Source organism: Mycolicibacter sp. MU0102 (assembly GCF_963378105.1).
GTDB lineage: Bacteria > Actinomycetota > Actinomycetes > Mycobacteriales > Mycobacteriaceae > Mycobacterium > Mycobacterium holstebronense.
Genome location: NZ_OY726398.1, coordinates 3,060,753 through 3,082,901, shown reverse-complemented (window position 1 = coordinate 3,082,901; position 22,149 = coordinate 3,060,753). Strand labels below are relative to the sequence as shown.

Here is a 22,149-nt window from a genome sequence, read left to right as displayed (position 1 = left end):
AACAGGGCCACGTGGGGTTACTGGCGAGAACATCGGTCGAGAATGTGCCCTGGCTGCCGTACCCCGGTCGGTCGTCGCGCAGCCGCGATACGGCACGATAGGGCCGTGCCCGATACCGGACGTTCCGCTCCCGCAACCGGGGCCGATCAGGATCTGTTGATCCACTTCGAGGGCATTTCGCTGTGCCGTGACGGGCGCTCTCTGGTGGGGCCGCTGGACTGGTCGGTCGAACTCGACGAACGCTGGGTGATCATCGGTCCCAACGGGGCGGGCAAGACGTCGTTGTTGCGGATCGCGGCCGCCACCGAACACCCGTCCTCGGGTGTGGCGTACGTGTTGGGCGAACAGCTGGGCCGGGTGGACACCACCGAGCTGCGGGCCCGAGTGGGCCTGAGTTCCTCCTCGCTGGCGCAGCGGATCCCAGGCGGGGAAACGGTCAGCGACCTGGTCATCTCGGCCGGCTATGCGGTGCTGGGACGGTGGCGGGAACGTTACGACGCCGTCGACCACGAGCGGGCGGTCGACCTGTTGGAGAGCCTGGGAGCCGAGCACCTGGCCGATCGCACCTACGGAACGCTGTCCGAAGGTGAGCGCAAGCGGGTGCTGATCGCCCGCGCCCTGATGACCGACCCGGAGCTGCTGCTGCTCGACGAGCCGGCGGCCGGTTTGGACCTGGGCGGGCGCGAGGAGCTGGTGGCGCGGCTGGGGGATCTGGCCGCCGACCCGGACGCTCCGGCGATCGTGCTGGTCACTCACCATGTCGAGGAGATCCCGATCGGATTCAGTCACTGCCTGCTGCTCGCCGAGGGCCGCGCGGTGGCTGCCGGCCTGCTCGAGGACGTGCTCACAGCCGAGAACCTGTCGGCCACGTTCGGCCAGTCGATCGCCCTGGATGTCATCGACGGGCGCTACTTCGCGCGCCGGACCCGTAGTCGAGCAGCCCACCGGAGGCGCGCATGAACGAACCCCAGCCACCTTTGCCGACGCGACCTGCCGCGACGGTGATGCTGGTACGCGAGGACGCCGAAGGCGGGCAGGGCCTCGACGTGTTCCTGATGCGCCGCCACGCCGCGATGGAGTTCGCCGCCGGCGTGATGGTGTTTCCCGGCGGTGGCGTCGATGACCGTGACCGCAGCACCGAGATCGCCTGGCACGGGCCGGAGCCGACGTGGTGGGCGCAGCGTTTCGGAGTCGATGTCGAGCTGGCCGCGGCCCTGGTGTGCGCGGCCGCACGCGAGACGTTCGAGGAATCCGGGGTGCTGTTCGCCGGCCCCGCCGATGATCCGGACCGGCTCGTCTCCGATGCGTCGGTGTACGCCGAGTCTCGGCGAGCGCTGAACGCCGGCGAGCTGTCGTTCGCCGACTTTCTGCGCACCGAGCATCTGGTGCTGCACGCCGAGCTGCTGCGGCCCTGGGCGAACTGGGTGACTCCGGAGGCCGAGCGCACCCGCCGCTACGACACCTATTTCTTTGTGGGCGCACTGCCGGTCGGGCAGCGCGCGGACGGCGAGAACACCGAATCCGACCGAGCCGGCTGGCTCACGCCCGAAGCCGCGATCGACGACTTCGCGGCCGGGAACAGCTTCTTGCTGCCGCCGACCTGGACGCAGCTGGATTCGCTCATCGGCCGCAGCATCGAGGCCGTGATGGCGGTGGAACGGCAGATCGTGGTGGTGCAGCCGGACCTGGCGCGCCGCGGCGACAACTGGGAGATCGAGTTCTTCAACTCCGACCGCTACAACGCAGCGCGCGGGAAGCGGTGGCCCGGATGAGCGAATTCGTATCGGTGCACACCTCAGCCGAGGAGCCCCGGGTGGCCACCCTGGTGATCTCCCGGGCACCGACCAATGCCATGACCCGGCAGGTCTACCGGGAGATCGTCGCGGCCGCGGCCGAGGTGTCGGCACGCGACGACGTCGCCGCTGTGGTGCTCTACGGGGGCCACGAGATCTTTTGCGCCGGTGACGATGTGCCCGAACTGCGCACGCTGATCGCGGCCGAGGCGCAGGTCTTCGCCCGCGTTCGCCACGATGCCGTGCAGGCGGTGGCGGCAATCAGTAAGCCGACGGTGGCGGCGATCACCGGCTACGCGCTGGGCAGTGGTCTGGCACTGGCGCTGGCCGCGGACTGGCGAATCAGCGGCGACAACGTCAAGTTCGGAGCGACCGAGATTCTGGCCGGCCTGGCTCCCGATGGTGGCGGACTGGCTCGTCTGGCCCGAACCATCGGAGCCAGCCGCGCCAAGGAATTGGCCTACAGCGGCCGGTTCTTCGACGCCGAAGAGGCGCTGGCCCTGGGACTGGTCGACGACATGGTCGCACCCGACGGTGTCTACGAGGCCGCGATCGCCTGGGCTCGCCGTTTCATTGACACCCCGGCGCAGGCGCTGGCTGCGGCCAAGATCTCCATCGACTCCATCGAGACTGAGCCGCCGGCAGACCGGGCCGCCGCCGACCAACGCCGCTACGGTGAGCTGTTCGCCGCCGGCGTCGGCCCCGCGGGGGAAGGCTCTTAGGCGCCACGTCACCCCGCGACTTGGTGCAGTGACGGTTTCTTTTCACGTTTTTATCAGCTAACGTCCAGTCAGCGGCGAGGGCCGCCACGATCCCGGCGTTAGGAACCCATCATGCAGTCACCTGCCATCCGCCCCTGGACCACCGCGGCCGTCGCACTGCTGGGCGCGGGTGCCGTTGCGGCCGGCCCGGTCGTGATGCCGCAGGCCGGAGCCGTGGCAGTGGACTTCCTGCTGGCCGCCCAGGACATCACGCTCGACCTGGTGCGCCACGGCGAGTCGTCGGACAACGCCGGGGGAATCCTGGGCACCACCCCGCCGGGTGCTCCGCTCACCCTGATCGGGCAGCAACAGGCGGATGCGGTGGCTCCGTTGATCGATGCGGCATTCCCGGGCGGGCTCGCCGGCATTTACGCGTCGGAGTTCATTCGCGCGCAGGACACCGCGCAGCCGCTGGCTGATCTGCTGGGAGCGGACGTCTCGATCCTCGCCGGGCTCAACGAGATCAATGCGGGATGGTTCGAAGGGCAGGATCTCAACATCCTCACCGAGATCGCCTACGCCCTACCGACTTTCATGTGGGCCTTGGGCCAGTACTGGGTGCCGATGCTGGGATCGACCATCGACCCCAACGGCGCGGCGTTCAACGACCGTGTCACCGAGGCGATCGACGCCATCTACAACAACACCGTCTCTGACGAGGAGAACCCGCTCGCCGACGCGGTGTTCGCCCACGCCGGAACGATCTCGATCTGGACCTTGATGAACGTCAAGAACCCCGACTTCGGGCTGGTCCTCACCGAACTGCTCGACAGTCACAGTCCGCTGGCCAACACCGGCCAGGTTGTCATCGAGGGCAACCCCACCGACGGCTGGACGCTGGTCAGCTGGGCCGGTCACGAGGTGTCGGCGACGCCGGATCTGCTGACCGGGCTGTTCGTCGATTGGCGGGACCTCAACGTCGCGCCGCAGATCGCGACGTGGCACATCCTGGAGGCGTTGCAGGGCGGGGACCAGGCCGAGATCGCTGCCGCCCTACAGACCGGTTTCGACCAGGTTCTCGGGGCCATCACCGCGTTCCCGCAGGCTGTGCTCGACACCATCACCGGCGCGCTGGGCAGCTAGCGCGCCACGCCGCACAAATCTTGCGGATTAAGCATTGACATAGGAAAACCACGGGATTACCTTCAGCAAAGTATTGCGCTACGCGTCGGAGCGTAACGGAAGCTACCGGACTCGCTGAAGGAGAAGGCCATGTACCAAACCCGCCCGTGGATCACCGCCGGAGTGGCGCTCGTCGGCGCCGGCCTCGTGGCTGCCGGCCCGGTGGCTCCGATAGCCGGGTCGCTGCCCACCGTCGCTTTGCCCAACATCCAGTTGACCGCCGCGGACATCGTGCTGGATCTGGTCCGGCACGGGCAGTCGACGGAAAACGTGTCGGACTACGTCGGCACGACGCCCCCGGGCGCGCCGCTCACCGACCTGGGGCAGCAACAGGCCATCGATGTCGGGAACAGCCTCTACAACGGGGGCGACAACAACATCGGCGGGGTGTACGCCTCGGACTTCCTGCGCGCTCAGCAGACGGCCTGGCCGCTGATCCAGTTGCTGACCGGAAATCCCATTGATCCGGCCAACTTCCCGGGTGGACCGACACCGCTGCTCGAGCCCGACCAGATCCTGTCCGGGCTCGGCGAGATCAACGCCGGGTGGCTGGAAGGGCAGACCGGCACCATCCCCGGCCTCCTCTACCTCCTGCCCACCATCGCGTGGATGACCGGGAACTACTGGGTGCCGATGCTCGGCTCGGACATCAACCCCAACGGAATGGCGTTCCAGGACAACTACAGTGGCGCCATTCAGACGATCTACGACGCCAGCACGGCAGACGCCGACGGCACCGGGACCGATGTGGCCTTCTCGCACGGCGCGGCGATCATGGCGTGGACGATGATGAACGTCGACAACCCCGATTGGGGGCTGTTCTTGCAGACGCTGTCCGGCGACCGCGGGCTACCCAACACCGGCCAGGTCGTGGTCGAGGGCAACCCCACCGACGGCTGGACCCTGGTCAGCTGGAACGGCACCGAGGTTGCGCAGGACCCGGGCCTGCTCACCGGGCTGTTCGTCGACTGGCGTGACCTGATCACCGCGCCGCAGATGGCCGGCTGGCACATCTGGGAGGCCATCCTGGGTGGCGACCCCTCCGACATCTTGGCTGCGCTGCAGACCGGCTTCAGCGACGTGTTCTCGGCGCTGGTGGAGTTCCCGCAGGCAGTGATCGACACCATCACCGGTGCGTTCGGCGATGCCGGAGTCAGTGGCTCGGCCGACGCGTGGGGCGATCTGCTGGGCGCTCTGGCGATCTAGCTCGCAGCGGTATTCAAGCCCGGGTGTGGCGGTAACTCGCCGCACCCGGGCTTCGCCGTGTCTGAACGCGAACCTGCGATTTCCTGAAGGCTGGGTATTGCCCAGCTCTCCGCCCCCTAGATAGCATGTGATATCGGTCACACAAGTCTCATCTGGGGGGATGGACATGAAGCGAGCCGTCAACCGTACGTGGATAACCGCCGGCATCACGCTGGTCGGTCTCGGGGCTGCCACCGTCACACCGATGGCGCCCGAGCCGTCCGCAGCGTCTGTCGTCGACATCGCGCTCACCGCGGATGCCGAGCAGATCACCCTGGACCTGGTGCGGCACGGGCAATCGACCGACGATCTGAACAACATCCTCGGCACGCTCCCACCAGGGGCCCCGCTGACCGATGCAGGCGTCCAGCAGGCGAACGCCGTCGCCCAGGCCATTCAGCAGGCTTTCCCGAACGGCATCTCCGGTATCTATGCCTCGGAGCTCATCCGGACCCAGGAGACGGCCGACCCGCTGGCCCAAGCATTGATGATGGACGTGCAGATCCTCGCGGGACTCAACGAGGTGGGCGCCGGCATGTTCGAAGGCCAGCCCCGCGACCTGGTGACCGAGATCGGCTACTTCGCGCCGATGGCGGCGTGGGTCCTCGGCTTCGTGCTGGTGCCGGAGATCGGCGGCATCAACGGCGTGCAGTTCGACGACCAGGTCGGCGGTGCCATCGACACCATCTACAACAACACCATCGCCGGTGACGGCCCGCTGGCCGACGTGGCGTACACCAGCGGCGGAGTGATCGCCATCTGGACGTTGATGAACGTCAACAACCCGCCCATCTTGCTGCTTCTGCAGCAGTTGCTCGAGACGCTCGGGCCACCCCCCAATGCGGGCCAAGCCATCTTGCAGGGCAGTCCCACCGACGGCTGGACGATGGTCAGCTGGGACGGGACGCCAGTCCCAGCGACCCCGGATCTGTTCACCGGCTTGTTCGCCGACGTCCGAGACCTGATCGTCGCGCCGCAGGTGGCCGCCTGGCACGTCTGGGAGGCCATCCAGGGCGGCGATTCCGCCGACATCACCAGTGCGCTACAGACCGGCTTCAACGACGTGCTCGCGACGTTCACCGCCTTCCCGCAGGCTGTGATCGACACCATCACCGGCGCCCTGGGCGACAGCACCGGCTCAGCCGCCGACTCGATGGCCGACGGTTTGGTGGGAGCGATCTGATCCGGGGCGGGGCCAGCCGTTAGGCTGGCTCACTATGACGAGCACGGACCCGACGCCGAACCCGCACGCCACCGCCGAGCAGGTAGAGGCCGCGCGGCATGACAGCAAGCTCGCTCAGGTGCTCTATCACGACTGGGAGGCCGAGCAGTACGACGAGAAGTGGTCGATCTCCTACGACGAGCGCTGTATCGACTACGCCCGGGGCCGCTTCGACGCGATCGTGCCGGCGGCTGAGCGGGCCGGGGAAGCGCCGCTGTATGACCGGGCACTCGAACTGGGCTGCGGCACCGGATTCTTCCTGCTCAACCTGATGCAGTCCGGCGTAGCGCGACGCGGCTCGGTCACCGACCTGTCGCCGGGCATGGTCAAGGTCGCCACCCGCAACGGTCAGGCCCTCGGCCTGGACGTCGACGGTCGGGTCGCCGACGCCGAGGGCATCCCGTATGAGGACAACACCTTCGACCTGGTGGTCGGCCACGCGGTGCTGCACCACATCCCCGACGTCGAACTCTCGCTGCGCGAGGTGGTCCGGGTGCTCAAGCCCGGTGGGCGGTTCATCTTCGCCGGCGAGCCCACCACGGTCGGCAACTTCTACGCCCGGCGGCTGGCCGATCTGACCTGGAAGACCACGGTCGCGGCGATGAAGCTGCCCGGAATGGGCTCCTGGCGCCGGCCGCAGGAAGAGCTCGACGAGAACTCCCGCGCCGCTGCCCTCGAGTGGATCGTGGACCTGCACACCTTCGAGCCGCGCGACCTGGAGCGGATGGCGACCAACGCCGGCGCCGCCGACGTGCAGACCGCCAGCGAAGAGTTCACCGCCGCTATGCTGGGCTGGCCCGTCCGCACCTTCGAGTCGACGGTCCCGCCGGGCAAGCTCGGCTGGGGCTGGGCGCGGTTCGCCTTCGGCAGCTGGACGACCCTGAGCTGGGTGGACGCCAACATCTGGCGCCGGGTGGTGCCCAAGGGCTGGTTCTACAACCTGATGATCACCGGGGTTAAGCCGTCCTGACTGCCGGCTTCAGATTTGAAGTCGACGACGTCGGCTATCTGAGCTCGCCGGTCGGGGTCACCGCCCTGGCCGAGGTCGCCGGCTTTGCGCTCACCGACGCCACCCGCATCGCCGACATCACCGCCCTGCGCGGCCGTTTCGGCACCCGCACGCCCGCCTTGGTCGAGACCGTGCTGCTGCGCCGGCGTGCCGCCGCCAAATTGGCTGAGCTGCCCGAGGCGTCACGGTGGCTGTTCACCGACGAGGCGCTGCAGCAAGCCAGTGCCGCGCCGGTGGCACGGCACCGGGCGCACCGGATCGCAGCCGCGGCCCCGGGTGCCGTCGTGCACGACGTGACCTGCTCGGTCGGCACCGAGCTGGCAGCGCTGTCCGAGCTGATCGATCGGGTGCTCGGCAGCGACCTGGACCCGGTACGGCTGGCGATGGCGCGCTACAACGTGGGCAATGACGTCGACTGCGTTGTTCGCGCCGATGCCCTGGCGCCGGTCAGCCGCGGCACGGTGGTGCTGGCCGACCCCGGCCGGCGCGGCGGCGGGCGGCGTCGTTTCGACCCGGCCGACTACCAGCCCGCCCTGGACCGGCTGCTGGAGGTCTACCGCGACCGCGACATGGTGGTAAAGGTCGCTCCCGGAATCGATTTCGAGAAGATCCGGCAACTGGGATTTGACGGCGAGATCGAAGTCACCTCCTGGCGCGCCTCGGTGCGGGAAGCCTGCCTGTGGTCGCCCGGCCTGGCCGGACCCGGGGTGCGCCGCCGCGCGGTGAGCCTCGACCGTGGCGAGCAGATCACCGATGCCGAGCCCGACGACTGCGACGTGCGGCCGGCGGGGCGCTGGCTCATCGACCCCGACGGCGCGGTGGTGCGGGCCGGCCTGGTGCGCCAGTACGGCGCCCGGCACGGACTCTGGCAGCTCGACCCCGAGATCGCCTATCTATCCGGCGACGAATTACCGGACGGTGTACGCGGATTCGAGGTGCTCGAAACGCTGGCCTACAGCGAAAAGCGGCTGCGTCAGGCGTTGGCGGCCCGCGACTGCGGTGCCCTGGAAATCCTGGTGCGGGGCGTGCGCGACGTGCAGGCCGACCCGGACGCTCTGCGCCGCCGGTTGCGGCTGCGCGGGACCCAGGCCCTGTCGGTGGTGATCACCCGCATCGGGACGGGGGCAGCGGCGCGGGCGATTGCGTTCGTCTGCCGTCCGTCGCGCTAAGGCGCCCGGTAGGCTGTCGGCTTCGGGCCATTCCTGCTTGCTGCGGCAAGGCGAGACAAAGCGAGACAAACCGACGATGCGCATTCTGGTGGCCGCCCTGTTGGCGGGCGGTGCAGTGGGCAGCTGGCTGGGCATGGCGGGTACGCCCTCGGCGGGCGCGGTCTCGCCCTGTGCCGAATTGGGCGGCACGCTCGAGTCCGGGCAATGTCACGTCCACTCGTCCAACGCCAACTACACCCTCGACATGCGGTTTCCGGTCGACTACCCCGATCAGCAGACCCTGACCGAGTACCTGGTGCAGAACCGCGACGGGTTCTTGACCGTGGCCAAGTCACCCGGCTCGCGCGACATGCCCTACGAAATGGACGCCACATCCGAGCAGCACCGTTCGGGTCAGGCCCCCAAAGGCACCCAGAGCGTCGTGCTGAAGATCTTCCAAGACCTCGGTGGCCCGCAGCCGTCCACCTGGTTCCAGGCTTTCAACTACGACTTGGCGTCGCGCAAGCCGATCACCTTCGAGACCCTGTTCGCGCAGGGCAGCAAGCCGCTGGAAGCGATCTTTCCGGTGGTGCAGCGCGATCTCGAACGCCAGACCGGAGTGCCCGCGATCCTGATCTCGTCGGGCTCGGGGCTGGACCCGGCGCACTACCAGAACTTCGCCATCACCAACGACGAGGTGATCTTCTACTTCGCGCCCGGCGAGCTGCTGCCGATGAGCTCCGGTGCCACCTCGGTCAAGGTGCCGCGCACCGCGCTCCCGGCGCTGGCCGTCTAGGCGATCGCGAGCGCGCTGGCAACCAGTCGCACTCAGGCGGGGGCGAAGCTGAACACCTGACCAGCGCTGGTGGCGACCGCCACCCGCCGGTCATTGCCGACCGACACCCCGACGGGAAACCCGCGCGCTTCGGGCAGCGGATAGCTGTTGAGGGTGTGACCGTCGGCAGGATCGAAGACCAACAGAGACAAGCCCGCCGGGCCGAGGCTGGTACCGGCGACCACGGTGTAGCCCACCTTGCCCGCCAGACTCGACGAGGACAGCGGCACGGTGTCCTCGCGGCGCCACACCTGCTCGGCGTAGTCCCCGCGGTCGGCGTAGGCAACCAGTTCGGTGTCGGGGCCACCGCCCGAGACGATCAATCCGCCGGGCGTCACCGCCGGTGGTGTTTGAGCCAAGAACTTCAGCGGCACTGACCATTTCGCCTTGCCGTCGGCGGCGTTGATCGCCCACAGGCGCTGGTCGCGCCCGTTGACGTAGATCGTGGAACCGTCGGCGGACAGCACGGGGCTGGCCAACACCCCGGCGGCGACGGCATCGCTGCTCCACTCCTGGGTGAGCAGCGGGACGCCGCCCGGGTGGTATTTGAGACCCACCAAGCCGGACTCCTTGGCACCCGGCTGCCACAGGCTCACCACTGCGACGTTGCTCTCCGGTGAGAAGGCAGGTGCGGCGGCGACTGGGCAGTCTGGCCGGGCGGCGGCGCAGTCCGACAGTCCGCGCCGGAAGTCGGTCGGGTCGACACCGTCCACCAGGTCCAGCGGCGTGCCGACGACCGCGCCGCGATGCGTGTCGAAAATCAGCACCTGGCCCAAATGGGTCACGACCAGCAGCAGGCCGTCGCCGAGGATCCGCGGCGTGGAGGGCATTCCGATCACCGGTGCGCGCCAACGGATCCATTGGGTGGGCGGAAACGACAGCATGGCGCCCGGCTGCCCGACATAGACGTTGTCGAAGCCGTCGATGAGCGCGCCGAAGAACCCGCCGCCCTGATGCAGCCGAGTGCACCAGCGCTGTCGGCCGCGGTCGGCGTTCTCCCACTGCATCAGCGAACAACCGGCCTCGGTCGCAGCGTTGAGCATCATCCAGCCGTGGACGCCCAGGGCGGGCTGGGCTCCCAGCTCGCCTTTGACCGAGCGGATCCAGTCCAGCTGCAGGTCGGTGGCTCCCGCCGTGGCGGTATGACTGCTGTTGGCGGCATCGGCATACTGGGCGGGCCAGCCTGGCGCGGGCGCGGCATCCACCCAGGAATCGGTGTTCGCGCAGCCGCCAAGAAGCCCCGCCAGCGCCACCATGGCGATGCCGGCCAGGACACCACGTCGCCGCAACACAGTGGCAATCCCCAATCCTCGGCCGGGCAGTGAACGAGTCCAGGTGAGGGTAGCGCGTGGCAAGAAAACGCTCGCGTAGGCTTTCCGGCCATGACGACGATGTGGGGTGCTCCGATCCACAAACGCTGGCGGGGTTCGCGCCTGCGTGACCCGCGCCAGGCCAAGTTCCTCACGCTGGCCTCGCTGCGCTGGGTCTTGGCCAACCGGGCCTACACACCGTGGTACCTGGTGCGCTACTGGCGGCTGCTGAAGTTCAAGTTGGCCAACCCGCACATCATCACCCGCGGCATGGTTTTCCTGGGCAAGGGCGTGGAGATCCAGGCCACCCCGGAGATGTCGCATATGGAGATCGGCCGCTGGGTGCACATCGGCGACAAGAACACCATCCGGGCCCACGAAGGCTCGCTGCGGTTCGGCGACAAAGTGGTGCTGGGACGCGACAACGTCATCAACACCTACCTCGACATCGAGCTCGGTGATTCCGTGCTGATGGCCGACTGGTGCTACGTCTGCGACTTCGACCACAAGATGGACGACATCAACGTGCCGATCAAGGACCAGGGCATCATCAAGAGCCCGGTGCGGATCGGCCCGGACACCTGGATCGCGGCGAAGGTCACCATCCTGCGTGACACCAGCGTCGGTCGCGGTTGCGTCCTGGGCGCTCACGCGGTGGTCAAGGGCGTCATCCCGGATTACTCGATTGCGGTGGGGGCACCGGCCAAGGTGGTCAAGAACCGCAAACTGGCCTGGGAAACCTCGGCCGCCGAGCGAGCCGAGCTGGCCGCTGCGTTGGCCGACATCGAACGTAAGAAGGCCTCCCAGAGCTGAGTTGTGCCGGTGACGCGACCGCGGGTAGTCATAGCAGGGCTGGGCGACAGCGGCGTTCTCACCGCGATCCGGCTGGCCAAGCACGCCGACGTGGTCGGCATTTCGGTGAAACCCGCCCTGGTGAGCGGCCAGGAGCTGGGTCTGCGGCTGTCCCGCCCGCAGCAGTGGGCGCGCGACTACTGGCTGCCATTCGACCGATTGCCCCGCCTGGACGCGGTGCGCACCGTGCACGGTGCGGTGTCCGGCGTCGATCTGGGTGCCAGAACCCTGACCGTCGCGTGTGCTGACGGTGTCAGCCGCGATGAGCCCTATGACGCCCTGATCATCGCGACCGGGGTCAGCAACGGCTTCTGGCGTCGGCCCACCACGCAGTCGGCCGGTGATGTCGCCGCCGAGCTGACCGCCGCACACGCCCGACTGGCCAGGGCCGGATCAGTCATCGTGGTGGGCGGCGGTGCCGCGGCGGTCAGCAGCGCCGCCAACATCGCCCGCACCTGGCCGGCCAAACGGGTCGACCTGTACTTTCCGGGTCCGCGCCCGCTGCGTGAGCACCATCCGCGGGTCTGGCACACCATCGAGCGCAGATTGGCCGACGCGCGCGTGAGCCTCCATCCCGACCACCGAGCCCTGGTGCCCGACGGGTTCGGCTGCGACCGCATCACCGATGACCCGGTCCGCTTCAGCACCGGTCAGGACCCGGCATCGGCCGATGCCGTGCTGTGGGCGATCGGGAAGGTGCGACCCAACACCGACTGGCTGCCGGCCGAGCTGCTCGACGACGCCGGCTTCGTCCGGGTCTGCACCGACCTGCGGGTGCCCGGACATCGCGGAGTGTTCGCGATCGGCGATGTCGCGGCGACCGACCCGCTGCGCAGCTCGGCCCGCAACCGCGCGGACGGGCTACTGGCGCACAACGTGCGGGCCGCCCTCACCGGCAAGCCGCTACGGCACTACCGGCCACCCACCCGGCGGTGGGGTTCGGTGCTGGGGGCGGGGCCCGAGGGCCTGGAGGTGTTCGCGCCGTCCGGGCGTGCGTTCCGGTTCCCGGTCTGGTCGATCGAGCGGGTGCTGTATCCGTGGATCGTCCGGCGGGGTATCTATCGCGGCGTACGCCCCAACGATCCGCTGAAAACTGCCAGAATCGACTGATGACGACACCGGCATTCTCCGATGTGTACCGGGAGAAGTACCTGCTGCTGACGACGTTCACCAAGGACGGCAAGCCCAAGCCGACCCCGGTGTGGGGTGCGCCCGTCGGGGACCGGCTGTTGGTCATCACCGACGACGGGTCGTGGAAGACCAAGCGGATCAACAACACTCCGCGAGTCACCATCCAAAAGTGTGGCGTCCTGGGCAAACCCAAAGGGGACCCCGTGGAGGCGGTGGCCCGGGTCCTGCCCAAGTCCGAGACCCGGCGGGTCTACGACGCCGTCGTCAAGCGGTACTGGTGGCACGCCTGGTGGTTCGTCCCGCATTCGCTCGTGCGCGGTGGAATCGACAAGGTGCACGTCGGCCTGGAGATCACCGCCGCCTGACCCGCCTCGAGTTCTCAGGCGAACTCAAGCAGCGTGTAGGCGCCCCGAAAATTCTTCGTGGGACCCCACTGCCAGAAGGCCGGAAACAAGGTTCCAAAGAACAGGCCACGCCCCTTGGGTATCGGCACATCGTGCACGGCTTTGATACCCGGCACCGTCTGGGTCAGCCTGGCGAGCTGACGGGGTGAAAGGCTGAACGGCATCGGGGGGACGCGGTAGTGCCGCGATGATCGCATCCCGCGCGGAGCCACTTTCTTGACCAGGGTCGGTGGGACATCGAAGAACATCTGACCGCCGGGGAAACGTTCGGCACACGCCGCGATGAGGTCCATCGCCTGGCGTGGCTGCAGATACATCAGCAGACCTTCGGCGGTGATGAAGACGCCGGCACTGGAATCAACCTGTGCCATCCAGCTGTAGTCCAACGCCGACTGCGCCAGGTTGGTGATGCGCGGTGAGGTCGGCAGCAACCGTTCGCGAAGCCGCATCACCGGCTCCAAATCCACTGACACCCAATTGAATCGCGGATCGCCAATAATACTGTTCAGGCGCCAGAAGCTGGTTTGGAAGCCTTCGGCAAGCGCCACCACCGTCGCCTCGGGGTGCTCATGCAGATAGGCCGTCGCGCATCGATCGACGGCCAGCGACCGTAGCGCCATCTCCTGGCCACGACGTCCGAACTTGTCGAAGTCGAACGCGATGGACTCGACGAGTCGAATCGCCTCCGGGTCGTCGATGATGGCGTGGGAGTGTGCGGCCTGATATGCCCGCCCGTTGAGCGTCATCAGGGCGGTTTCCGAAACACCATTGAGCGCACGGGCGTCGACTTTGGATTCGGCTGGACGGTCCATCGCGCCCATGGTATCGGAGATGACTGTTGAGCCGCGCTGTCCCAGCTAGGGTTTGAGTGCCGGCAGCACCCGTTCGACCAGCAGTCGCAGGCTCTCCCAGCCCTCGTCGATCGGCAGCCCGCCGATCAGCGGGTGCAGGGTCACCCCGGTGCGGCCGGCGCGACACTGCGCGAGGAGCTCGTCGGGGGTCAGCACTTCGATCTTGGCGGACGCGCGCAGCTCGTTGATCGTGGCGGTCGGACTCTCGTTGGGGCGAGGCACCTCCGGCACCGCCCACGAGCTGTATTCGGTTGCCTCGTGCAGGAAATGCTCACCGCATCGAGCCCACGCCGCCTCGGGGTCGGTGGTCAGATGAGTCACGGTGTTGCCGTTCTCGGGGCTGAACACGAAGCCTTGTTTGCCGTTGCGCGCCAGTTCCTCTCGATACACCGCTTCGATCTCGGGCATGGGCATCGGCGGGGAGAACGGCAAACCGAACCGGGCTGCTCGGCGGGCGGCTGCGGCGCTCATCCCGCCGACGAACAACACCGGATGCGGCTTGGTGTACGGCTTGGGTGTCACATCGATCAACTGGCCGTGATACTCGAAGGGCTCGTCGCCCCAGGCTTTGAGCAGCACCTCGAGGCAGTCGTCCATCAGCCGTCCCCGTCGCCGATAGTCTTTGCCAACTGCGTGGTATTCCTGTGTACGGTAACCGATTCCGGCGATATAGCTGACGCGTCCGCCGGACAGCTGGTCGAGGACCGCGATGTCCTCGGCGAGGCGCACCGGGTCGTAGAGCGGTACCAGCAGGGCGTTGATGCTGATGCGGATGTTGGTGGTGCATCCCGCGACGGCGGCGGCTACCAGCAGCGGGGCGGGCAGCCACCCGGTGGCCGCAAGGTGATGTTCTTCGCAACCGACGGCGGTGACTCCGTTCGCGTCGGCGTAGGACGCCATCGCCAATGCCGTCCGATACCGGTCGTCATGTCCGGCGCCGGGGGTGTTCGTCATATTCAGGCGCAGGGCGCTCAGCAGTGGCATGGGATTGGCCTGTCACTTCCTGGGCGCCACCGTAGCGGACGAAATGATCAATCGATTGATTATGTCGGCGTCCCGCCGTTAGCCTAGGCACTGTGACCGGTGCGCCGACCCAGCTGCTGATCGACGGCGCGCTGGTCGCCGGTGGCGGGGGCGCTTTTGACACCGTCAACCCGGCCACCGAGGAAGCCATCGGTGCGGCCGCCGACGGCGATGCCGCCGACCTCGACCGCGCGATCGCCGCCGCCCGCACGGCGTTCGACACCTCGGACTGGGGCCGCGACACCGCATTGCGGGTGCACTGTCTGCGCCAGCTGCGCGACGCGCTCAACGACGAGATCGAGACGCTGCGTGAGATCACCATCGCCGAAGTCGGGGCGCCCCGGTCGCTGACCTACCGAGGCCAGCTGCAGACGCCCGTCGATGACCTGGGTTTCCCGGCTGCCACCGCGGAGAGCTACCCGTGGCAGGTGGACCTCGGGGTGGCGGCCCCGATGGGTATCGCCACCGCGCGGACCGTCGTGCGGGAGCCGTTCGGCGTAGTCGGAGCGATCACGCCGTGGAATTTTCCCCATCAGGTCACGTTCGCCAAGATCGGGCCGGCGCTGGCGGCTGGCAACACCGTCGTCCTCAAGCCGGCCCCCGACACCCCCTGGTGCGCAGCCGAAGTCGGCCGGATCATCGCCGAGAAGACCGATTTTCCGCCCGGAGTTGTCAACATCGTCACCGCTTCTGACCACCGCATCGGTGCCCAGCTCGCGCAGGACCCTCGCGTGGACGTGGTCTCCTTTACCGGCTCGACGGCGACCGGACGTTCGGTGATGACCGCTGCCGCACAGACCATCAAGAAGGTCTTTCTGGAGCTCGGCGGCAAGTCGGCGTTCGTGATCCTCGATGACGCCGAGCTGTCCGCCGCCTGCGCAGCCGCCGCGTCGACGGTGGCGATGCACGCCGGGCAGGGGTGCGCCCTGACCACCCGCCTGCTGGTGCCGCGCGAACGCTACGGCGAGGCGCTCGACGCGGTAGCTGCCGCGATGTCGCGGGTCGCGGTGGGTGACCCCAACGATCCGAAAACACTGTGCGGACCGCTGATCTCGGCGAAGCAGCGGGATCGGGTGCAGTCCTACCTTGATCTGGCGATCGCCGAAGGCGGGACGTTTCACTGCGGTGGCGGCAGGCCGGCCGGCCTGGACCGGGGCTTCTTCATCGAGCCGACGGTGATCGCCGGGCTGACCAACCAGGCCCGGGTGGCCCGCGAAGAGATTTTCGGCCCGGTGTTGGTGGTGTTGGCCCACGACGGGGACGCCGACGCGCTGCGCATCGCCAATGACTCGCCGTATGGGTTGTCCGCCACGGTGTTCGGGTCTGCCGAGCGCGCCGCCCGAATGGCGTCGCAACTGCGCGCCGGGACCGTCAACGTCAACGGCGGCATGTGGTACTCCGCCGACGTGCCGTTCGGGGGCTACAAGCAGTCCGGGGTCGGCCGGGAGATGGGACTGGCGGGCTTCGAGGAATACCTCGAGACAAAAGTGGTGGCCACCGCGGTGCCTGGGGCGCAACACTGATGGCCGGGCAACCCGACCCGCAGGTGCTGGCGGCGCTGCTCGCGATGCGCGACGGTGCCGACACTGCACCGGCGCCGCAGGTCGGTGATGTCGCCGCTCGTCGGCGCAACGTGGGGCATACCTTCAATCAGGTGCTGGCGTCGCTGCCACCGGTCACCGGCGTAGAGACCCAAGAGTTTTCGCTGACCTACGACGGCGGCACCCTGCCGTTGCGCTGGTACCGGCGAACCGGCGCTGATCAGCCAGGCAGCGCCGTGCTGTATCTGCATGGCGGCGGAATGATCCTGGACTGGGGACACCTGGGTCCGCTCTACGACGCGGCGGTGCGCGGCTACGTCGCTGCCTCCGGGGTGCCGATGCTGGTGGTGGACTACCGGGTGGCCCCGGAATTCCCGCATCCGACTCCGCTTCAGGACTGCTACGCGGCATTGTGCTGGCTCAGCGACCACGCCGGCGACCTGGGCGTCGACTCGTCCCGGCTGGCCGTGATGGGCGACAGCGCCGGCGGGGGACTGGCCGCAGGCGTGGGCCTGCTGGCCCGCGACCGGGGCGGACCGGCGATCGCAGCCCAACTGTTGATCTACCCCATGCTCGATGACCGCACCCGCGAGGCCGGTGCCGCGGGCGCCACGCTGCTCACCTGGAGCTACGACGACAACGTCACCGGTTGGACAGCACTGCTGGGCGAGGGGGGCGCCGACGGCTACGCCGCGCCGGCCCGAGCCGACGACCTGGCCGGTCTGCCGCCGACGTACATCGATGTCGGCGGGCTGGATATCTTCGCGCCGGAGGACGTCGATTTCGCCCACCGGCTGATCGCCGCGGGTGTCCCCGTTGAGCTGCATGTGTATCCCGGCTGTCCGCACGCGTTCGATCTGTTGGTGCCCGATGCTGCGGTGTCCCAACGGGTTATCGCGCACCGAGGCCGGTATCTGGCGGCGTTATAGTCGCGCTGAAGATCCTGCGTAGCGCCGCCTCGTCACCGTCGATCTCGGCCAGCGCAGCCACGTCGTCGAACGACAACACCCCCGCCGCGAGGCCAAGAACGAGGGGCGCCTCGGTGTGCAGAACGGCCACCAGCGCGCGACCGTCGGGTTCGCCGACCTCGATACCGGATTCGGTGGCCTGCAGTTGCACGGCTCCGCCGTCCACCGCGATCCCCACCGCCACGGACGGGCCCGCGGGCACTCGGTCGGCGAACAGAGCGGGAAGTGCCAGGCGCAGCCACTCGGCACGGAAGTCGTCGCCCTGGGGGCCGCGGACCATCAACGGTGTCGACCAGCGGACCAGCGCGTAGATGGGCTCGCGCAGCTGCGCGCCCCAGGGGGTCAGGGCGTAGGAGAGCGCCTTGCCGTCGTCTGACACCCGCCGCTCGATGACCCCTGCGGTCTCGAGATCGCGGAGCCGCTCGGCGAGCAGGTTCGTCGCGATCCCCGACAGCCCGTCGCGCAAGTCGCGGTAGCGGGCCGGGCCCATCAGGAGCTGGCGGACGATCAACAGATTCCACCGGTCGCCCACCACATCCAGGGCCCGGGCAAGTCCGCAGTACTGACCGTAGTCTCGACTCATCACCATCTACTTGCTAATTTAAAGTGCACTTGACTATATCAAGTTGATGAGGAGGTGGTTATGGCAGTCGCGGAACGGCCCGCGTGGGTCGACGACACGCTGTTCCCGTTCGAGAGCCGGTTCCTCGACGTTGACGGCCAGAGCGTCCACTACGTGGACGAAGGGTCAGGGCCGGTGCTGCTGTTCCTGCACGGCAACCCGACCTGGTCGTTCGACTATCGCAAGGTCATCGAAGCGTTGCGGTCGGACTTTCGTTGCATCGCCGTGGATTACCCCGGGTTCGGGCTGTCGTCGGCGGGCCCGGGATATCGGTATCTGCCCACCGAACACACCCGCGTGATCGGCGCGTTCGTAGACGCGCTCGCCCTCAGTGGAGTCACCTTGGTGGTACACGACTGGGGCGGACCGATCGGGTTGGCCGTCATGCAACAACGTCCCGAGATCTTCGACCGGTTGGTGCTGTCCAACACGTGGGCATGGCCGGTCGGCGCTCCGCTCGTCCAGGTGATGTCGCATGTGATGGGCGGCCCGATCGGACGCCTGCTGATCAGACAGTTCAACCTCTTCGTCAACCTCATGATCCCCATCGGGCACCGCCTCTCCAAGCCCACCGGCAAGGAGATGGCCCACTACCGAAAGGCGCTCTACAGCCCCGCGCGGCGAGAGGCGGCCGCAGTCTTTCCCCGCGAGATCACCGCCAGCCGAGCCTTTCTCGCCGACGTCGAATCCGGGTTGCCCGCCATCGCGGCGCTCCCAGCGCTGATCATCTGGGGCGACGACGACTTCGCCTTCGGTGACAGGGAACTGCGGCAGTGGGAACTGACGCTGACCAATCACCAGACCGTCATCGTCAAAGGTGCCGGTCACTTCGTTCCCTCCGATGCTCCCGAACACTTCGCGGCAGCGATCCGCGACTGGCACCCGGGGTCCTAGTGGCCTACGACGCGCAGCTGGCGGCCCGCGTGCGGGCAATAATCGCGGGCGACGGTCCACCGGTGCTGGAAAAGGCGATGTTCGGCGGGCTGGCATTCCTGGTCGCCGGCAAGATCGCGGTCGCGGCGATGGCCGGCGGGCTGCTGGTCCGCGTGGGCGCGGCACGCGCCGAGCAGCTGTTGCGGACCACCGCCGCCCAACCCATGGAGATGGGCGGACGGACCATGCGCGGCTGGGTCCATGTCGATGGCGAGCACGTCAGCTCTCGGCAACAGCTCGCCGAATGGATTGACATCGGAATCGCCGCCGCGGCAAGCGCTTAGAGCGGGGCAGCAGCCTAAAATAGCGTGCCGCGCAGGAGATCTTCGGCGCAGCGCAGGGTGGCACGGTAGGCGTCCGGTGACAGCTGCGCTGCCTGCTCGGTCAGCCCCCGCGTCAACGCGTAGATCGCGTCCGCGGCACCATCGCTGTCGATGTCGCGGGCCAGCGAACCGCCGCGACGCGCTTCGCCGACCACCTCACCGATGACGTCGCGCAACGGCGAGACCTCGCCGGTGGCGCGTTCGAAGGCAGCCAGATACGGGTGGTCGTGGCTCAATCGATCGGCCTCGGCGAGCACCGCGGCAAGCTGATCGGCCACGGTGCCGGTGCGCTGCGCCGCGGCATGTAGTCGAGGCAGTGCGATCTCGCGTGCGGCGGCCACGGTCGCTGCCATCAGCTCATCCTTGTTCGGAAAGTAGTGGTACAGGCTGGCGCTGGTCACGTCGGCGGCGGAGGCGATCTCGCGGATCGTGGCACCAGAACGGCCGACCTCGGCGACGCGCCGGATCGCTGCGGTGATGATCCGCTGGCGGGTCTGGTCGCTGCTGCTTCCAGCCGGCCGACCCCGCGGCGACGATGTCAGGGGCATGATCACCCCAGATTAGTCCGCCGGAGAACTGGCGGCTGCGAGGATGTGTCCATGTCGACTCCGCAGCTGGGCCGCCCGGTCGGCGCCGACGGCGGCCAGACCCGCCAGCGGATCATCGCCGCCACCATTGCGTGCGTGGCCGAATTGGGCTACGCGCGGACCACGATCCGTCAGATCGCGCGCACGGCAGGTGTCACCAGCGCCAACCTCTATAACTACTTTCCGAACAAGGCCGAACTGGTGGCGGCCGCGATCGCGGCGCGAGCCGAGATCGCGCTGCCGCGTCTGCGGCGCGCCGCGCAGCGGCCCGGCACGGTCGTCGACCGGATCGAGGCCGTGCTGGACGAGTCCGGCAACCTCATGCGCGAACATCCCGATCTCGCCACGTTCGAGTGGGCGATTCGCGCTCAGAACGCCGTCACCGTGTATCCCGGCGAGACCGGAAGCGGGGGACTGGAGGCGCTGCGCCACATCATCGCCGGGATCGTCGATGACGGCGATAGTCGCGACGCCGCCGAGGCGCGGCCGGCGGTCGAGGTGACCTACGCCCTGGTCTATGGGCTGACCGAGTTGGCGGCGACCGGATCTCCCGAGACCTATCACGCCGCGTTGGCGGCCGCGAAGCGCCTGATCAGGGGAACCTTGTTCGGCAGCCATTGATATGATCAATTGATTGATTATATGCTGGGCGCGTTGCTGGCTGGCTTTGCGGCGTTCCGGAGGTGCCTGATAGTGACCGACGTCCAGGATCTGCAAGGCCAGGACTTTGATCCGAATGCCCTGCGCGACAAGTACACCCGGGAACGCCAACGGCGCCTGCGAAACGACGGGATCGACCAGTACGTCGAGGTGGCGGGCCACTTCGCCCGGTTCGCGCACGACCCCTGGGCCGACCCCGGATACACCCGGGAACCGCTGGCCGACGAAGTCGACGTCGCGATCGTCGGAGCCGGATTCGGTGGACTGCTGACCGGCGCCCGGCTGCGTGAACTCGGCGTGGGAAGTATTCGCCTGATCGACAAGGCGGCCGACGTCGGCGGCACCTGGTACTGGAATCGGTATCCCGGCATCGCCTGTGACGTGGAGTCCTACGTCTACATGCCGCTGCTGGAGGAACTCGGTTACGTGCCGACCGAGAAATACGCCAAGGGTCCGGAGATCTTCGCGCACTGTCAGCGCATCGCCCGCCACTACGACCTGTACCGCGACGCCTGCCTGCAGACCGAGGTCACCGAAATCCGTTGGGAACAGTCGGCATCGCGCTGGGTGATCACCACCAATCGAGGCGACGCATTCGGGGCCCGATTCGTATCCATGGCCAACGGTTACCTGCAGAAGCCGAAGCTGCCGGGTATCCCCGGCATCGACGAGTTCGCCGGGCGCACCTTCCACACCAGCCGTTGGGACTACGGCTACACCGGCGCGGATCTGGACCGGCTGGCCGACAAGCGGGTCGGGATCATCGGCACCGGTGCCACCGCCATCCAGTGCGTGCCGCGACTGGCCGAGGCGGCCGGGCATCTCTACGTCTTTCAGCGCACGCCGTCGACGGTGGACGTACGGGGCAACCGGCCCACCGATCCGCAGTGGGCAGCCGGGCTGGAGTCGGGCTGGCAACAGCGCCGTATGGAGAACTTTCAGATCCTGACCGCGGGGGGCCAGGCCGACGAAGACCTCGTCGACGACGCTTGGACCAGCCTCACCAAGGAGATGCCGATCGTCGACGAGGGTGGCCCGAACGCCGCCGAGATGGCCGACTTCGCCAAGATGGAGGAGATCCGCGGCCGCGTCGATGCGCTGGTGGACGATCCGGCCACCGCCGAGGCACTCAAGCCGTGGTACGGCTACTACTGCAAGCGGCCGTGCTTCCATGACGAGTACCTGCAGGCCTTCAACCGCGACAACGTCACCCTGGTCGACACGAAGGGCCGCGGCGTCGAGCAGATCACTGCTTCCGGCGCGGTAGTCGACGGCGTCGAATACCCGTTGGACTGCCTGATTTTCGCGACCGGCTTCGAGGTGGGTACCGACTATTGCCGGCGCACGGGTTTCGAGGTCATCGGGCGCGACGGCGTGACTCTGACCGAGAAGTGGACCGACGGCGTGCGCACCTTCCACGGCCTGCACGTGAGCGGCTTCCCGAACTGCTTTATCGAGAGCATTGCCCAATCCGGGTTCACGGTGAATTTCCCCTACCTGATCGACACCCAATCGCGGCACGTGGCGTGGGTGATCGCCCACGCGTTGCAGCAGGGCGTGGCCGCTCTGGAGGCCACCGAGGACGCCGAACAGGGCTGGGTCGATGCCGTGGTGGCGCGCTCCGACGTCATCGCCGGACGCCGCGAGACGTGCACCCCGGGCTACTACAACCGTGAGGGCCACGCCAACGCGCGGCTGCGCCAGGACAGCTTCTTCTTCGGCAGCCCCACCGAATACGCCGACATCCTGGCCGCGTGGCGCGAATCCGGCACCCTGGAAGGGGTCACCGTCACCCGATAGCCGCGTGCG

Annotated in this window: 23 protein-coding genes; 18 read left to right on the top strand and 5 right to left on the bottom strand. The window is 67.9% G+C overall.

Features of this window, described 5'->3' with window-relative positions; genetic code table 11:
• The first annotated feature begins 87 nt into the window (after positions 1–87).
• From RCP37_RS14500 to RCP37_RS14460, 9 genes are all read left to right on the top strand, one after another.
• Complete coding sequence (locus tag RCP37_RS14500) at positions 88–960, top strand: ABC transporter ATP-binding protein (RefSeq protein WP_373693189.1); 873 nt, start codon at positions 88–90, stop codon at positions 958–960.
• Positions 957–1,772 (top strand): NUDIX hydrolase, encoded by an 816-nt coding sequence (locus tag RCP37_RS14495; RefSeq protein WP_308483756.1) that lies wholly within the window; start codon positions 957–959, stop codon positions 1,770–1,772. The genes RCP37_RS14500 and RCP37_RS14495 overlap by 4 nt, the downstream gene beginning before the upstream one ends.
• Positions 1,769–2,515 (top strand): enoyl-CoA hydratase, encoded by a 747-nt coding sequence (locus tag RCP37_RS14490; protein WP_308483755.1) that lies wholly within the window; start codon positions 1,769–1,771, stop codon positions 2,513–2,515. Before RCP37_RS14495 ends, RCP37_RS14490 begins: the two co-directional genes overlap by 4 nt.
• Before the next feature lie 111 nt (positions 2,516–2,626).
• The gene (locus RCP37_RS14485; protein WP_308483754.1) at positions 2,627–3,637 is read left to right on the top strand and encodes a phosphoglycerate mutase family protein; all 1,011 of its coding nucleotides are present in this window, start codon (positions 2,627–2,629) and stop codon (positions 3,635–3,637) included.
• 129 nt (positions 3,638–3,766) lie between these two features.
• The gene (locus tag RCP37_RS14480) at positions 3,767–4,882 is read left to right on the top strand and encodes a histidine phosphatase family protein (protein ID WP_308483753.1); all 1,116 of its coding nucleotides are present in this window, start codon (positions 3,767–3,769) and stop codon (positions 4,880–4,882) included.
• Positions 4,883–5,042: 160 nt separating this feature from the next.
• Positions 5,043–6,104, top strand: a complete 1,062-nt coding sequence (locus RCP37_RS14475) for a histidine phosphatase family protein (protein WP_308483752.1) — start codon at positions 5,043–5,045, stop codon at positions 6,102–6,104.
• 34 nt (positions 6,105–6,138) lie between these two features.
• A complete protein-coding gene (locus RCP37_RS14470) occupies positions 6,139–7,113 on the top strand; it encodes a class I SAM-dependent methyltransferase (RefSeq protein WP_308483751.1) in 975 nt (324 codons plus the stop codon).
• Entirely contained in the window at positions 7,110–8,321 is a 1,212-nt protein-coding gene (locus RCP37_RS14465; RefSeq protein ID WP_308487097.1) for a THUMP-like domain-containing protein, read from the top strand. The genes RCP37_RS14470 and RCP37_RS14465 overlap by 4 nt, the downstream gene beginning before the upstream one ends.
• A 76-nt stretch (positions 8,322–8,397) precedes the next feature.
• Positions 8,398–9,096 carry an esterase gene (locus RCP37_RS14460; RefSeq protein WP_308483750.1) on the top strand — a complete coding sequence of 233 codons (699 nt, stop codon included), beginning with the start codon at positions 8,398–8,400 and terminating at the stop codon, positions 9,094–9,096.
• Between the two features lie 32 nt (positions 9,097–9,128).
• Here RCP37_RS14460 and RCP37_RS14455 read toward each other — a convergent pair whose 3' ends face one another.
• Positions 9,129–10,391, bottom strand: coding sequence for a BamB-related PQQ repeat family beta-propellar protein (locus RCP37_RS14455; protein ID WP_308487096.1), 1,263 nt, complete (start codon positions 10,389–10,391; stop codon positions 9,129–9,131).
• A gap of 126 nt (positions 10,392–10,517) precedes the next feature.
• On the opposite strand from RCP37_RS14455, the gene RCP37_RS14450 reads away from it, so the two are divergent.
• Genes RCP37_RS14450 through RCP37_RS14440 form a run of 3 tightly spaced genes read left to right on the top strand, consistent with a single transcriptional unit; the run spans position 10,518 to position 12,793 of the window.
• On the top strand, positions 10,518–11,258 hold the full coding sequence (locus tag RCP37_RS14450; RefSeq protein WP_308483749.1) for an acyltransferase: 741 nt from the start codon (positions 10,518–10,520) through the stop codon (positions 11,256–11,258).
• Between the two features lie 9 nt (positions 11,259–11,267).
• On the top strand, positions 11,268–12,407 hold the full coding sequence (locus RCP37_RS14445) for an FAD-dependent oxidoreductase (protein WP_308483748.1): 1,140 nt from the start codon (positions 11,268–11,270) through the stop codon (positions 12,405–12,407).
• Positions 12,407–12,793 carry a PPOX class F420-dependent oxidoreductase gene (locus tag RCP37_RS14440; protein WP_046285257.1) on the top strand — a complete coding sequence of 129 codons (387 nt, stop codon included), beginning with the start codon at positions 12,407–12,409 and terminating at the stop codon, positions 12,791–12,793. Before RCP37_RS14445 ends, RCP37_RS14440 begins: the two co-directional genes overlap by 1 nt.
• A 14-nt stretch (positions 12,794–12,807) precedes the next feature.
• Here RCP37_RS14440 and RCP37_RS14435 read toward each other — a convergent pair whose 3' ends face one another.
• Positions 12,808–13,653 carry a class I SAM-dependent methyltransferase gene (locus tag RCP37_RS14435; protein ID WP_373693024.1) on the bottom strand — a complete coding sequence of 282 codons (846 nt, stop codon included), beginning with the start codon at positions 13,651–13,653 and terminating at the stop codon, positions 12,808–12,810.
• Between the two features lie 36 nt (positions 13,654–13,689).
• Complete coding sequence (locus tag RCP37_RS14430; protein ID WP_308483746.1) at positions 13,690–14,667, bottom strand: LLM class flavin-dependent oxidoreductase; 978 nt, start codon at positions 14,665–14,667, stop codon at positions 13,690–13,692.
• Between the two features lie 92 nt (positions 14,668–14,759).
• Between RCP37_RS14430 and RCP37_RS14425 the strand changes: the two genes are divergently transcribed.
• Positions 14,760–16,229 (top strand): aldehyde dehydrogenase, encoded by a 1,470-nt coding sequence (locus RCP37_RS14425; protein ID WP_308483745.1) that lies wholly within the window; start codon positions 14,760–14,762, stop codon positions 16,227–16,229.
• Positions 16,229–17,176, top strand: a complete 948-nt coding sequence (locus tag RCP37_RS14420) for an alpha/beta hydrolase (RefSeq protein ID WP_308483744.1) — start codon at positions 16,229–16,231, stop codon at positions 17,174–17,176. Before RCP37_RS14425 ends, RCP37_RS14420 begins: the two co-directional genes overlap by 1 nt.
• Here the strand turns inward: RCP37_RS14420 and RCP37_RS14415 are convergent.
• Complete coding sequence (locus RCP37_RS14415; RefSeq protein WP_308483743.1) at positions 17,139–17,798, bottom strand: winged helix-turn-helix transcriptional regulator; 660 nt, start codon at positions 17,796–17,798, stop codon at positions 17,139–17,141. The two genes, RCP37_RS14420 and RCP37_RS14415, sit on opposite strands and share 38 nt — an antisense overlap.
• 60 nt (positions 17,799–17,858) lie before the next feature.
• Here RCP37_RS14415 and RCP37_RS14410 point away from each other — a divergent pair, with 60 nt between their 5' ends.
• Positions 17,859–18,731 carry an alpha/beta fold hydrolase gene (locus RCP37_RS14410; protein WP_308483742.1) on the top strand — a complete coding sequence of 291 codons (873 nt, stop codon included), beginning with the start codon at positions 17,859–17,861 and terminating at the stop codon, positions 18,729–18,731.
• Positions 18,731–19,054 (top strand): TfoX/Sxy family protein, encoded by a 324-nt coding sequence (locus RCP37_RS14405; RefSeq protein WP_308483741.1) that lies wholly within the window; start codon positions 18,731–18,733, stop codon positions 19,052–19,054. Before RCP37_RS14410 ends, RCP37_RS14405 begins: the two co-directional genes overlap by 1 nt.
• A 14-nt stretch (positions 19,055–19,068) precedes the next feature.
• Here the strand turns inward: RCP37_RS14405 and RCP37_RS14400 are convergent, their stop codons facing one another.
• Entirely contained in the window at positions 19,069–19,641 is a 573-nt protein-coding gene (locus RCP37_RS14400; RefSeq protein WP_308483740.1) for a TetR/AcrR family transcriptional regulator, read from the bottom strand.
• A gap of 51 nt (positions 19,642–19,692) precedes the next feature.
• Here RCP37_RS14400 and RCP37_RS14395 point away from each other — a divergent pair, with 51 nt between their 5' ends.
• Together RCP37_RS14395 and RCP37_RS14390 are read left to right on the top strand one after the other, a co-directional pair.
• Positions 19,693–20,301 carry a TetR/AcrR family transcriptional regulator gene (locus tag RCP37_RS14395; protein ID WP_308483739.1) on the top strand — a complete coding sequence of 203 codons (609 nt, stop codon included), beginning with the start codon at positions 19,693–19,695 and terminating at the stop codon, positions 20,299–20,301.
• 72 nt (positions 20,302–20,373) lie between these two features.
• A complete protein-coding gene (locus RCP37_RS14390) occupies positions 20,374–22,140 on the top strand; it encodes a flavin-containing monooxygenase (protein ID WP_308483738.1) in 1,767 nt (588 codons plus the stop codon).
• Positions 22,141–22,149: the final 9 nt, after the last annotated feature.